This is a genomic window from Flagellimonas eckloniae (assembly GCF_001413955.1).
Classification (GTDB): Bacteria; Bacteroidota; Bacteroidia; order Flavobacteriales; family Flavobacteriaceae; genus Flagellimonas; species Flagellimonas eckloniae.
In genome coordinates this window covers 2,122,255-2,135,822 of the sequence record NZ_LCTZ01000002.1, presented here as the reverse complement: position 1 = coordinate 2,135,822, position 13,568 = coordinate 2,122,255, and the positions used below count along the sequence as shown (strand labels likewise).

The following is a 13,568-nucleotide window of genomic DNA, read 5'->3' as shown; positions in this document are numbered from 1 at the left end:
ATGCGAAGCATTGATTGAGAAATCTAGAAAAATGGCAATGAGATTTCTCACACTTATTCCATTCGGTTCGAAATGACACCGGGGCACCGACATGACGAAAAGAAACCAACCTAAGCGGTTGGAAAACAATATTTCTGGGAGTATCTTTGCCTGTCAATACAAATGTGGATGAAATCTGCCGTAGGTTCCGTAAAAACTACATCCTGGTCCTTGCTATTTACTGATTTTAAGGAAATCACCAAAGCCAGACTGGCTGTAAGTGTGGTATTTTCATCCATTGCGGGGTATTTTTTGGGAGCATATCAATTGGATTTAGTCTCCATACTATTGCTTGCCTTTGGCGGGTATTGTATGGTTGGCGCTTCCAATGCATACAATCAGGTTATTGAAAAAGACTTGGATGCCTTAATGAACCGCACCAAAAACCGACCGATTCCTTCGGGACGTATGTCGGTGAACACGGCCATGGCAGTTGCCATTCTATTGACTATTCTTGGTGTAGTGGCCTTGTATGTTTTAAGTCCAAAAACGGCAATGTTCGGTGCAATTTCAATATTTCTGTACACCAGTGTCTACACTCCTTTAAAAACCAAAACGCCACTTTCCGTTTTTGTAGGTGCCTTTCCGGGTGCCATACCTTTTATGTTGGGATGGGTTGCAGCTACAGATGATTTTGGCATAGAGCCAGGAACACTTTTTATGATTCAGTTTTTTTGGCAATTCCCGCATTTTTGGGCCCTGGGTTGGATGTTGGATGAAGATTACAAAAGGGGCGGATTTAAAATGTTGCCCACAGGAAAAAAAGATACAGGTACAGCACTTCAAATTATATTGTATACCATTTGGATGATAGCAATCTCCATAATGCCCGCATTTGGTTTTACAGGTCGATTGCATTTATCCATTCCCGCGGCAGTACTTGTACTCATTTCGGGCTTGGTAATGCTCATTTTTGCGTTCAAATTGTATGAAAAACGGGATAATATGGCTGCAAGAAGATTAATGCTGGCCAGTGTCACCTATATTTCATTGATTCAGATTATTTACGTAATAGATAAGTTTATTAGTTAGCAAATGGATTTAACCGAGGGAACAGCACAAGAGAAAAATAGTCGATCCAAAAAGATGATGCTATGGTTTGGCATTGCCAGCCTTATTATGGGTTTTGCAGGATGGACCAGTGCCTATATTGTAAGTAGAAGCCGTGAAGACTGGATAAGTGATCTGGATTTACCGCAAGCATTTTTCATAAGTACCGCTATAATTTTGCTCAGCAGTTTAACATATCTATTGGCAAAACAAGCTGTTAAAAAGAACGATCAAAAGCAAGGAACCCTCTTTTTGTTGGTTACATTGGCTCTGGGAATTTCATTTATCGTAATACAGTTTTCTGGATTTTCACAAATGTTGGAAAACGGATATTACTTTACAGGGCCAACAAGCAGTATAAAAATGTCCTATGTGTTTTTAATCGCAGCCATACATATAGTACATGTTGTAGCAGGCTTAATTTCCTTGTTAGTGGTTCTGGTTCAGCAACTAAGGGGCAAATATATGCCGTACAATATGCTCGGATTGGAATTGGGAGCCACGTTTTGGCATTTTTTGGATTTTTTATGGGTGTATTTAATTCTGTTTATGTATTTCGTGAAATAAATTCATATACATGAAGTTTTCCTTTATGAATCGCTTTTGAAATACACCAAAAGATGTATTTTTGCTAAAGTTTTATTAAAACGACCTTTTTTATGGATACAACGGTAACAACCGGTTCAGAAGACAGCGTTTGGGGAGGTGGAAATCAACCACTGAACGCAAGTTATGGAAAAATGATGATGTGGTTTTTTATTGTCTCGGATGCCTTGACCTTTTCTGGCTTCTTGGTGTCTTATGGTTTTTCTAGGTTCAAGTTTATAGAAACTTGGCCTATTGCAGATGAGGTTTTTACCCACGTTCCCTTTTTCCACGGCAATTATCCAATGTATTATGTGGCCTTTATGACGTTCATTCTGATTATGTCTTCCGTGACCATGGTACTCGCTGTGGATGCAGGCCATAAGATGATGCAAAAAAAGGTAATCTTTTATATGTTCCTAACCATTATTGGAGGTGCCATATTCGTTGGTTCACAAGCTTGGGAATGGGCAACTTTTATAAAAGGGGATTACGGAGCTTTGGAAACCAAGGGTGGTAGAATACTTCAGTTTGTAAATGCCGATACTGGTGAGCGTGCTGCCTTAAGGGATTTTTCCAAGGATTTGCCTGAGGATAGGATAGTTCATGAAAGCAGTGCAGGTGTCTGGTATCAAAAAGACGGATATACAACTTCGTTTTCATTGAATGAAGTGATTGAAGGATTTAAGGCGAACCCAAATATTTTGATTCGTACCGAGACCATAAATGAAGAAGGCGAGAAAACATTGTTGAATCGACAAGAATCATTGGCTAAACTTAAGAATGCTACCCAAGTTGTTGAAGGTGCCAACCTTATTCACAACGAATACGGAAGTAGACTTTTTGCAGATTTTTTCTTCTTTATTACAGGGTTTCACGGATTCCACGTTTTTTCAGGAGTGTTGATAAACATCATCATATTTTTTAATGTGATTTTGGGCACCTATGAAAAAAGAGGGCACTATGAAATGGTAGAGAAGGTTGGTCTATACTGGCACTTTGTAGATTTAGTTTGGGTATTTGTATTCACATTCTTCTATTTGGTATAAAAAAATAATATGTCATTCCTGTTAAGGCAGGAACCTTTCAAAATAAATATATGGCACACGAGCATAAACTGGAAATTTTTAGAGGACTTGTAAAATTCAAGTCTAACATCCAAAAAATTTGGGGTGTACTTATTTTTCTAACTATAGTAACAGCGGTAGAAGTAGCTCTAGGTATTACAAAACCAGAATTATTTACTAAAAACTACTTTTTGGGGATGAAGTTGCTTAACTGGATTTTCATCATCCTAACCTTGGTGAAAGCCTATTACATTGCATGGGACTTTATGCACTTGCGCGATGAAAAGAGTTCTTTGCGAAGAGCAATTGTCTGGACCCCAATATTTTTAGTTTGCTATTTGATATTCATTCTGCTTTTTGAAGCGGATTACATTTATAATGTATTTAAGGAAGGTTTCTTGGCCTGGAACTTCTAAGAAAGTATTAACAGTGATAAAAGGCGGTTTTTCAAACCGTCTTTTTTATTTTTGTACCAGTAAGAATACAATGAAAAAAGCCTTTGTTTTAGTTGTTTTGTTTGTCTTTCCATTAGTGGCCTATCTATTCTTTGCATCAGGAGTAAATAATTTTGGAAAGCTGCCCATTCTCACAGAAAATATCCCCAGTTTAGAAACAATTGATACTAAGCTTACCCTTGATGATAAGATTACGATTTTAGGGTTTATTGGGAATGATGTAAAGGGGAGAAAGGGAAATGCCTTTAACCTCAACCAGAAAATTTACAAACGGTTTAGTAAGTTTAAAGACTTTCAGATGGTCATATTGGTTTCCAAAGGTAGTGAGGCCGAAGTTCAGTCCCTAAAGAAAGAACTGGGAACGCTATCCGATGTGGAAAAATGGAACTTTGCCTTTGCCTCAGATGCGGAAATAGCATCCTTCTTTGAAACTTTGGATGTAAACGTTAATTTGGATAAAAACCTAAGCACTCCCTATGTATTCATTATAGATAAAGACCGTAACCTTAGAGGTAGGAACGATGACGAGGATGAGGGGGTTAAATACGGGTTTAATACAAGCTCGGTTGCTGAACTCAACAATAAAATGGAAGACGATGTCAAGATAATTTTGGCGGAATACCGTCTTGCCTTAAAGAAAAACAATGCCAACAGGAGCAACTAACAAGAGAAAGTACACCTATGTTTGGGTATCTACAATTATTCTAGTTTTCGGAATCTTTGCTGTTTATGAGATTACCAAAAAACTTAAGGGTGGAACCATAGTTGAGAAAGACCGAATGAGCATTGGGTCAATACAAAGTGATTTAGGCTTTATTTTGACCAACGGAAAGAAAAGACGTGTCCCAACTTTTTCATTTTTAGATCAGGACAGTGTATTGGTTTCTGATAAAGACTACTTGGGGAAAGTCTATGTGGTTGAATTTTTCTTTACCACCTGCCCAACTATTTGTCCCATCATGACCCAGAATTTGGTAGAGCTTCAAGATACCTTTGATGAATTTGAAGATTTTGGTGTGGCCTCCTTTACCATCAACCCAAGATATGATACACCTACGATACTAAAAAAGTATGCTAAAAAATACGGCATTACAGACAAGGATTGGCACCTAATGACCGGAGATCAGGATGAAATCTATAAGTTGGCGCAAGAAGGGTTTTATATTGCAGCTAATGAAGTTGATGATGCTCCCGGAGGTTTTGAGCATTCAGGAATGTTTGCATTAGTTGATAAACAGGGATTTATTCGCTCCAGATACGATGAAAATGGTAATCCGTTGATTTATTATCGTGGAACTATTACTGAGAAACAAGGTGTGAGCAAAGAAGGAGAGCCCCAACAGATTACGATGCTCAAGGAAGATATTAAGAAGTTATTATTGGAAGAACAATGAAAGAAGCTGTAGCAAGAGAAAAGAATTTTAACAAATGGATTACAATTGTGTCCATTGCAATTCCTGTGGTGGTTGCTTTACTGTTTGGCTATAAAATTCCCAATGCGAAACCATTGTCGTTTTTACCCCCAATCTATGCTTCAATAAATGGAATCACGGCAGTTTTATTGGTCGCTGCTGTCATTGCCATAAAGAATGGAAAAAGAGGCGTTCACCAAAACCTAATGACCACTTGTATTGTACTTTCCTTATTGTTTCTAGTTATGTACGTGACCTATCACATGACCTCGGAGAGTACTGTATATGGAGGCGAGGGTGCTATCAAATACCTCTATTATTTTATATTGATATCCCATATTATACTTTCAATAGCAGTTATTCCATTGGTGTTGAGAACGTATGCAAAAGCCTATTTGAACGATTTTGCAGCACATAGGAAATGGGCCAAATATACCTTTCCCATTTGGTTGTATGTTGCAATTACTGGTGTAGTTGTTTATCTTATGATTTCACCTTACTATCAATATATAGGACATTAAATGAAGCTTAAATTTTCCATATTGATGCTATTGTTTTTTGTGCTTCCCGAAATGGTAGAGGCACAGTGCGCCATGTGCAGGGCCGTTGTGGAAAGTGATGCCAGTGGGAAAACCGCTGAAGGAATTAACGATGGGATTGTCTATCTAATGGCTATACCCTATATTTTGGTGGCTGGACTGTTCTTTTTTGTCTACAAAAAGATGCGAAACTAAAAGAGTTTAAAAATTTAACATTTTTTTTAACGTCAAGGTGTAACAATATGATGTAGATTATGTCATATAGAAGTACGCTCGCGTATTTCATCAATCATCAAACACCAACCACTATGTTCGACATTGAGAGGTGGCAAGAAATATTTGACACCATACGGAAGAACAAATTACGCACTTTTTTAACTGGGCTATCTGTAGCTTCCGGTATTTTCATCCTTGTAATTTTATTGGGTTTTGGTCAAGGCATGCAAAATGGTATTGAGCATGAATTCAAACAAGATGCAACCACCAGTATTTGGGCGTGGCCAGAAGCAACTTCAAAAGCCTATAAAGGACTTAACCCAGGACGAAGAATTCGGTTTAAGAACAATGATTTTGAAACCGCTGGAAGATTGTTCAAGGAAGATATTGAATATGAGTCTCCCAGAGTCTTTGTTCGTGATGTAGATATCAACTATGGAAACGAAGCATTGGTTTATAGCATACAAGGTGTATCCTCAGAATTTCAATTTATTGAAGGCTTTGGAACGGTAGAAGGTCGTTTTATCAACTATAAAGATGAAATCTCCTTGGGCAAGGTGGCCGTCATTGGTAAAAAAATCAAAAACGATGTTTTTAATAAGGTAGAATCTCCAATAGGAGAACTTATTGATATTTCCGGTATAAGATTTACCGTAATTGGAGTGTTCAAAGAACAAAATGACCGTGAAGAAGAACGCATCTACATTCCTATAACCACGGCCCAAAGGGTGTTCAGTGGAGATGATAAATTGAATACCCTCTCCTACACGTTACCTCCTGTGGAAAATTTTGAGGAAGCTGTGGCACAAGCGGTTAGTTTTAAGGATAATCTAAGAGAATTTTTAAAAGAGGAACATAAGGTAGCGCCTGATGATGAATCTGGTGTTAGGGTTTGGAGTGCCATGGAAGAAGCAAAGCGCTATTACGGCATTACTGGAAGCATGAAGTTGTTTTTCTGGTTTGTGGGTATCTGTACCATTATTGCAGGGGTTGTGGGTGTAAGCAATATAATGTTGATCGTGGTAAAGGAGCGAACAAGGGAAATTGGCATTCGCAAGGCACTGGGTGCCAAACCTTGGTCTATTGTGGGAATGATTTTGCACGAATCCATTTTTGTGACCGCTATTTCTGGTTTTACGGGATTGATTTTTAGCATGGCTTTGTTGGAAATTGTGGGTCCCCATGTTCAAATTGAATATGTGATGAATCCCTCAGTCAATTTTAATGTGGCATTTTCAACAGTATTGGTCCTAATATTTGCAGGAACACTCGCGGGATTTGTTCCCGCATGGAGGGCGGCAAAGGTACAAGTGATAGAGTCATTGAGAGATGAATAAGGACTCATTCATAATATAAATAAGTATGTTTAACTCAGACAGATGGCGTGAAATTTTGGAGGTGCTCACCAGCAATGTGGGGCGTACCATCCTAACAGCTTTTGGTGTGTGCTGGGGTATATTTATTTTGATTGTGCTCTTGGCTGCTGGAAAGGGATTTGAGAACGGGATACGACAGGATTTTGGAGATATTGCCACGAACACTATGTTCATGTGGACCCGAAGCACTACAAAAGCGTACGAGGGATTGCCAAAGGGAAGAAGTTTTGAGTTTAAGGTAAACGATGTCCAGGCTATTAAGGACAATGTACCCAATCTGAGATTTATATCTCCAAGAAATCAATTGGGTGGATTTCGAGGAGGGGGCAATGTAATCAGAGGTATTCGTGTTGGGGCCTATAATGTGTATGGGGATTATCCAGAAATAATTAATCAGGACCCCATGGCGGTGACCTCAGGCAGATTTCTTAATCATAACGATATCAATGAAAAAAGAAAAGTTGCTGTAATTGGCCAAGGTGTAAAATCAGAACTTTATGATAAGGGAGAGGAAGTATTGGGGAGTTATATAAAGATTAGCGGAGTCAATTTTATGGTCATTGGCACCTACAAGAAAAATAATAATGATGGAGACGGTGAAGAGGCCCAAAAGGAAATATTTGTTCCGTTTACGTCATTTTCGCAGGCCTTTAACAGAGGGGAAGATGTAGGTTGGATGGCCATAACGGCGCATGATGGAAGCTCCATTTCACAACTTAAGGAGAATATAATAGGGGTTATGCGGGAACGCCATAAAATACACCCAGAGGATAATAGGGCCATTGGCTACTTTGACCTATATGAACAGTTCAATAGAGTAGAGAGCTTGTTTGTTGGGCTTAAAGCCATTGCCTATATCGTTGGAATTATGGTACTGCTTTCTGGAATTATTGGAGTGAGCAATATCATGCTTATTGTTGTAAAAGAACGCACCAAAGAAATTGGAATACGAAGGGCATTGGGAGAACAACCTTGGTCCATTAAATTGCAAATATTGATGGAGTCCATTTTCCTGACCATAATTTCTGGAATGACAGGCATTATTTTTGGCTCTTTGGTCATTTATGGCATTAATTCCCTGTTGGACAGTGTTGGCCCGGTAGATATGTTCATTAACCCTAGTGTCAGTGTTGGAGTTGTGAGCGGAGCATTGGTCATTTTAATAATATCTGGGCTGTTGGCAGGATTTATTCCAGCTAATAGTGCCATTAAGGTGCGCCCGATAGAGGCTTTAAGAAACGAATAAAAACAAAACATCAATCAAATCAAACTATATAAAGAAAAATGAAAAAGTCAGTAACCATTATTATCCTATTGCTCATCGTAGTAGTTTTCGGTGGCTCTATGTATTACCTGTATCAAAAAAATTCTGAGGACCCTGTAGTTTACGAGACCGAGAAACCCTCTAAACAGAATATTGTCAAAAAAGCAGTCGCTACAGGAAGTATATTGCCATTGGAGGAAGTATTGATCAAACCGAATATTTCAGGAGTTATTGAAGAGATTTATGTGGAAGGTGGGGATTATGTAAAATCTGGAGATTTATTGGCAAAAATAAAAGTAGTTCCCAACTTGACTGCTTTAAATGATGCTCGAAATACTATAGATGAGGCCAAAATAAATTTGGATGACCAAAAAAGAAACTACGAGAGACAACTTTCATTGTTCAATAAAGGAGTTATTTCACAGGCCGATCTAGATCGTGCCCAAGTCACTTATGATCAAGCCAAACAATCTTATGGAGCGGCAAACAAACGCTATGATATTGTAAAAACAGGAACCACAAGTGGTTTTAGAAACGCTGCAAATACTTTGATAAAAGCCACGGTGAGCGGCATGGTCCTTGAAGTGCCGGTTGAGGTGGGAAATCAGGTAATTGAAAGCAATAACTTTAACGAAGGAACTACCATTGCAGCTATTGCTGATGTTGAAAAAATGATTTTTGAGGGCAAGGTAGATGAATCTGAAGTAGGAAAGATTAAGGAAGACCTGCCATTGGAAATTACGGTGGGAGCCATAGAAAATCAGGTTTTTGATGCCGTTTTGGATTATATCGCCCCAAAGGGTAAAGAAGAGAATGGAGCCATTCAGTTTGAAATCAAAGGAACCTTAAAGAAACAGGATACCACATTTATTAGAGCAGGCTTGAGTGCAAATGCGTCCATTATTTTGGCAAGGGCCGATAGTGTTTTGGCTTTAAAGGAAGCATTGGTTCAATTTGATAGCGAAACCAAGGAACCCTATGTAGAAATTGAAACTTCTGAGCAACAATTTGAGCGAAAAGATATAGAATTGGGTATTAGCGATGGTATTTATGTTGAGGTAAAATCCGGTCTAAAAGCGAAAGATAAAATCAAAGTATGGAACGCTATTGAAGAAGACGAAAATTCCAATTGATTATTTAACAAAAAATTTCAATAATTCTTGTAACATTTTAACAACTTGTAAGTCCTATTACTGGAGTAAGAATCCAGATAGCTAATATCACCAATCATGATAGAAATCAAAGACCTTCACAAATCCTATAAAATGGGGAGTAATTCCCTTCATGTTTTAAAGGGAATCAATTTTACGGCAGAGGCAGGGGAACTTGTCGCAATCATGGGGTCTTCAGGATCTGGAAAATCTACCTTACTCAATATTTTGGGAATGTTGGATGGCGCAGATAGTGGAGAATACATTTTAGATGGTGTTCCCATTAAAGACCTTACAGAGACCAAGGCTGCCCAATACCGAAACAAATTCCTAGGATTTATCTTTCAATCCTTCAACCTTATCAATTATAAATCCGCTTTGGAGAATGTGGCGCTACCGCTTTATTACCAAAAGGTGGGAAGAAAAGAGCGTCAAGAGAAAGCATTGAGTTACTTGGAGCGAGTGGGCCTAAAAGAATGGGCAACACATTTACCAAGTGAATTATCTGGTGGGCAAAAACAACGGGTCGCTATTGCGCGTGCCATGGCAGCTGAACCTAAGGTGCTTTTAGCTGATGAGCCAACAGGTGCTTTGGACAGTACCACTTCTTATGAGGTCATGGACTTGATTCAAAAAATCAATGATGAGGGCAATACTATCTTGGTGGTAACGCACGAAGAGGACATAGCACATATGTGCAAAAGAATTGTGCATCTAAAAGATGGGGTTATTGTTGAGGACAAGAAAATAAAACAAGTTAGGGCTGAGCAGTATGTTTGATAGGGATATTTGGCAAGAGATATTTCACACGCTTAAGAACAATAAGCTAAGGACTTTTTTAACAGGTTTTTCTGTTGGATGGGCCATATTTATTCTTGTCATGTTGCTAGCCTCCGTCAACGGTATGCAAAATGGCTTTACCAATCAGTTTAATGATGATGCCACTAATACAATTTTTATAAGACCCGGTACTACTTCAAAAGCCTACGCCGGTTTTGAGAAAGGGCGTCGTATCCAGTTTCAGAATGAGGATATTGACTATATCAGGGAAAGTTTTCCAGAGGATATTGAATACTTGAGCGCTCGATATTACAATGGAACCACAGCAAGATATAAAAGCGAAACTGGTTCGTACAGATTACAGGCAGTACACCCCGAGTTTCAAATGATTGAAAAAATCCTTGTCACCAAAGGTAGGTTTTTTAATGATGCAGACCTTACGAATAAATCCAAAGTGGCCATTATTGGTCGAAAAGTGAAGGAAGATTTATTCAAAAAAGAAGACGCTCTAGGAAAGTTTGTTGAGCTTAATGGATCACTGTTCAGGGTTATTGGGATATTTATTGATGAGGGAGATGACAATGCGGAGCGAAGGATATATATGCCCATCAGTACCTATCAAAGGACCTACGGGAATACAAATGATATTAGCGCTATTGCCTTGACGTACAATCCTTCTTATGACCTGACCAAGGCACTTGAATTTTCTGGGCGTTTGGAGGATATCATGAAAAGAAGGCATAAGGTTTCGCCAGAAGACCAATCAGGTGTGAATGTTTGGAACTACGCCGAAGCATTTGATGACATTAGCAGTTTTTCAGCCGTGTTGAATACCATAAGTATAGGAGTTGGTTTTCTAATTTTAATAGCTGGTATTGTCGGTATTGGAAATATTATGGTATTTACCATTAAAGAAAGAACCAAGGAAATAGGAGTTAGAAAAGCTTTGGGCGCCATGCCCAAACAAATTATCAATCTAGTGCTTTTGGAATCTACCTTCATAACAGCATTATCCGGTTTTATAGGATTGATTTTTGCATGGATTATATTGTCTCTGATAGGACCAAACATTAATACTCCGGCATTTAGTAATCCATCGGTCAGTTTGTCTACCGTGGTCACCGCAACCATTATTTTAATTGTTGCAGGGGTGTTGGCAGGGTTAATTCCTGCAATAAAGGCAGCCAATGTTAAACCGATTGTTGCACTTAGTGATAAATAATTATGTGGCTATTTGATAAAGACTTATGGGTTGAGATTTTCCACACTTTGGGAAAGAATATGTTCCGTACATTTTTGACCATGCTGGGGGTTATTTTCGCTATGATTATTCTCATTTTGCTTTTAGGTTCCGCCAATGGCATGAGCAATGGTTTTAATAAGGTTTTTGCAGGAACGGCATCAAATAGCCTGTTTGTTTGGGGTCAATCTACTTCTGAGCCCTATAAAGGTTTTGAAAGAGGTAGAAGAATACGTTATAAGATTGAGGATGCTGAAATATTAAAAAGACAAATACCTGAAATTGAAGTATTGGCACCCAGGATAGAATTGGGCAGCCATAGGGCAACAGTTACGGTTTATAGAGAAGGCAGAACAAGTGGCTCTTCGGTTTATGGAGATTATCCTGAAATTGACAACATCACCAAAAAGAAATTGGTTGAAGGAAGGTTTTTGAACAAGACTGATATAGAAGATTCCAAAAAAATATGCGTAATAGGTGAGGAGACCTATAAATTGTTGTTTGATAAAGGTGAAAATGCAATAGGAGAAGATATTCGTATAAATGGGGTGTTCTTTTCCGTTGTGGGAATCTATAAGCCGAACAATAATATAAATATTGATGGTGAAAATGCGGTTTTTATCCCATTCACTACGTTTCAAAAAGCATTTAATACAGGAGACCGTATGGGATGGATGGCCATTTCCGTGGAACCGAACACAAAAGTCCCGGTTGTTGAGAACAAGATTAAGGAAATATTAAAGAACAAATACGATATTCATCCAGATGATCAGAGAGCCATAGGCAGTTTCGATATGTCTGAGATTTTTAATAATATCACCTCATTTACCGATGTTTTAAAAGGCTTTTCCTTTTTCGTTGGAATTTTCACCCTATTGGCTGGAGTAATTGCCATAAGTAATATCCTTTTGATTACCGTGAAAGAACGCACCAAAGAAATTGGGGTACGGAGAGCTCTGGGAGCAACACCAAGAACGGTTAAACGACAAATAGTTGTGGAAGCTATTGTGTTGACAGCTTTTGCCGGACTCATTGGGTTTGCTATTTCCGTTGGTATATTGGCATTTTTAAACTCCATGTGGGGCAGCGGTGAAGATTTTCCATTTGTAAACCCAATGGTAAGTATACCCCAGTTTTTAATATCATTCCTGTTGATGGTGAGCCTAAGTGTGCTCATAGGATTGATTCCGGCCAACAAAGCGGTCAAAGTAAGACCAATAGAGGCATTAAGAGAAGAATAACCAAATACGTATAATTAGATAACAATCAAAAAAAATATAATGAATAAGTATGTAAAGTATGGGCTAATTGGAGTTTTGAGTATAGGAATTTTATACGCAATCGTATATTTTCTGAAGCAAAATAGTACTCCCGCTCAATTATATAAAACAGAATCTTTAGAGAAAAAGGACATTGTAAACAAAGTGATTGTCACCGGAAAAGTAATCCCTGAAGATGAGATTAATATTAAACCGCAAATTTCTGGAATAATAGATAAGATTTATTTAGAAGAAGGGGTCAATGTAAAAGCAGGGGATTTGATTGCGTCCATAAAAGTTGTTCCCAATGAACAATCTCTGAATCAGGCCGCCGGTCGTGTACGCAATGCGGAACTTGCCTTGAACAATGCAAAGATTGAGTATAATAGAAATAAGGCTTTGTTTGATAAAGGTGTTATTGCCAGTCAAGACTTTAATACCCAGCAATTAACCTATGATCAAGCGCAACAAGAATTAAAAAATGCCCGTGCAGATTATCAAATCATACGGAAAGGTTCTGCAGGAGGATCGTCTAGTGCCAACACCAATATAAGGGCTACTGTATCTGGTACAATTTTAGAAATTCCAGTTAAAGAAGGGGATCAGGTTATCCAGAGTAATAATTTCAATGACGGAACCACAATTGCAACAATAGCGGATATGCAGCAAATGATTTTTGAAGGTGAAGTTGATGAAGCTGAAGTTGGTAAATTACATGTTGGGATGCCATTGGAAATCAATCTTGGAGCATTGGAAAAGAACAAATTTGATGCAAAACTTAAATTCATTGCTCCTAAAGGAGTGGAGACTGAGGGAGCTGTCCAGTTTAAGATTGAAGGTGATCTGGTAGTCAATGACAGCACCTATGTGCGAGCTGGATATAGTGCAAATGCTTCTATAGTTTTGGAGGAGAAAAAGGACGTTCTAACGCTCAAGGAAGCGCTATTGCAATTTGATAAGGAAACAGAGAAACCCTTTGTTGAAATTGAAATAGGGGAAAATGAATTTGAACGCAAAGACATAGAATTAGGAGTTAGTGATGGAATAGATGTTGAAATAGTCTCTGGGCTTGAGGAAGATGACAAAATCAAAGTTTGGAACAAATTGGAGAAGAAGGACAATGCCGATGATTAAT

At 38.4% G+C, this 13,568-nt stretch carries 15 protein-coding genes; all 15 read left to right on the top strand.

The annotated features are described in order from the left end of the window. The first annotated feature begins 168 nt into the window (after positions 1-168). Complete coding sequence (cyoE, locus tag AAY42_RS09035; RefSeq protein ID WP_055394384.1) at positions 169-1,071, top strand: heme o synthase; 903 nt, start codon at positions 169-171, stop codon at positions 1,069-1,071. A gap of 3 nt (positions 1,072-1,074) precedes the next feature. Then, complete coding sequence (locus AAY42_RS09030) at positions 1,075-1,656, top strand: cytochrome c oxidase subunit 3 (RefSeq protein ID WP_055394383.1); 582 nt, start codon at positions 1,075-1,077, stop codon at positions 1,654-1,656. Between the two features lie 92 nt (positions 1,657-1,748). Next, a complete protein-coding gene (locus AAY42_RS09025) occupies positions 1,749-2,723 on the top strand; it encodes a cytochrome c oxidase subunit 3 (protein WP_055394381.1) in 975 nt (324 codons plus the stop codon). A 50-nt stretch (positions 2,724-2,773) separates the two neighbouring features. Continuing rightward, positions 2,774-3,157: a cytochrome C oxidase subunit IV family protein gene (locus tag AAY42_RS09020; protein ID WP_055394379.1), complete on the top strand. Its 384-nt coding sequence runs from the start codon at positions 2,774-2,776 to the stop codon at positions 3,155-3,157. Between the two features lie 70 nt (positions 3,158-3,227). Continuing rightward, the gene (locus AAY42_RS09015) at positions 3,228-3,860 is read left to right on the top strand and encodes a hypothetical protein (RefSeq protein ID WP_055397821.1); all 633 of its coding nucleotides are present in this window, start codon (positions 3,228-3,230) and stop codon (positions 3,858-3,860) included. Then, entirely contained in the window at positions 3,841-4,590 is a 750-nt protein-coding gene (locus AAY42_RS09010) for an SCO family protein (protein ID WP_055394378.1), read from the top strand. The genes AAY42_RS09015 and AAY42_RS09010 overlap by 20 nt, the downstream gene beginning before the upstream one ends. Further along, the gene (locus AAY42_RS09005) at positions 4,587-5,129 is read left to right on the top strand and encodes a DUF420 domain-containing protein (RefSeq protein WP_055394376.1); all 543 of its coding nucleotides are present in this window, start codon (positions 4,587-4,589) and stop codon (positions 5,127-5,129) included. The genes AAY42_RS09010 and AAY42_RS09005 overlap by 4 nt, the downstream gene beginning before the upstream one ends. After that, positions 5,130-5,342: a hypothetical protein gene (locus AAY42_RS09000; RefSeq protein ID WP_055394374.1), complete on the top strand. Its 213-nt coding sequence runs from the start codon at positions 5,130-5,132 to the stop codon at positions 5,340-5,342. 113 nt (positions 5,343-5,455) lie between these two features. Further along, positions 5,456-6,700 carry an ABC transporter permease gene (locus AAY42_RS08995; protein ID WP_055394372.1) on the top strand — a complete coding sequence of 415 codons (1,245 nt, stop codon included), beginning with the start codon at positions 5,456-5,458 and terminating at the stop codon, positions 6,698-6,700. Between the two features lie 25 nt (positions 6,701-6,725). Then, positions 6,726-7,985 carry an ABC transporter permease gene (locus tag AAY42_RS08990; protein WP_055394370.1) on the top strand — a complete coding sequence of 420 codons (1,260 nt, stop codon included), beginning with the start codon at positions 6,726-6,728 and terminating at the stop codon, positions 7,983-7,985. Between the two features lie 38 nt (positions 7,986-8,023). Further along, positions 8,024-9,136, top strand: coding sequence for an efflux RND transporter periplasmic adaptor subunit (locus AAY42_RS08985; protein ID WP_055394367.1), 1,113 nt, complete (start codon positions 8,024-8,026; stop codon positions 9,134-9,136). Positions 9,137-9,232: 96 nt separating this feature from the next. Further along, on the top strand, positions 9,233-9,934 hold the full coding sequence (locus tag AAY42_RS08980; protein ID WP_055394365.1) for an ABC transporter ATP-binding protein: 702 nt from the start codon (positions 9,233-9,235) through the stop codon (positions 9,932-9,934). Next, positions 9,927-11,156: an ABC transporter permease gene (locus AAY42_RS08975; RefSeq protein ID WP_055394363.1), complete on the top strand. Its 1,230-nt coding sequence runs from the start codon at positions 9,927-9,929 to the stop codon at positions 11,154-11,156. Before AAY42_RS08980 ends, AAY42_RS08975 begins: the two co-directional genes overlap by 8 nt. 2 nt (positions 11,157-11,158) lie before the next feature. Then, on the top strand, positions 11,159-12,415 hold the full coding sequence (locus tag AAY42_RS08970) for an ABC transporter permease (RefSeq protein WP_055394361.1): 1,257 nt from the start codon (positions 11,159-11,161) through the stop codon (positions 12,413-12,415). A 39-nt stretch (positions 12,416-12,454) separates the two neighbouring features. Then, positions 12,455-13,567 carry an efflux RND transporter periplasmic adaptor subunit gene (locus AAY42_RS08965; RefSeq protein WP_055394359.1) on the top strand — a complete coding sequence of 371 codons (1,113 nt, stop codon included), beginning with the start codon at positions 12,455-12,457 and terminating at the stop codon, positions 13,565-13,567. Position 13,568 lies beyond the last annotated feature (1 nt).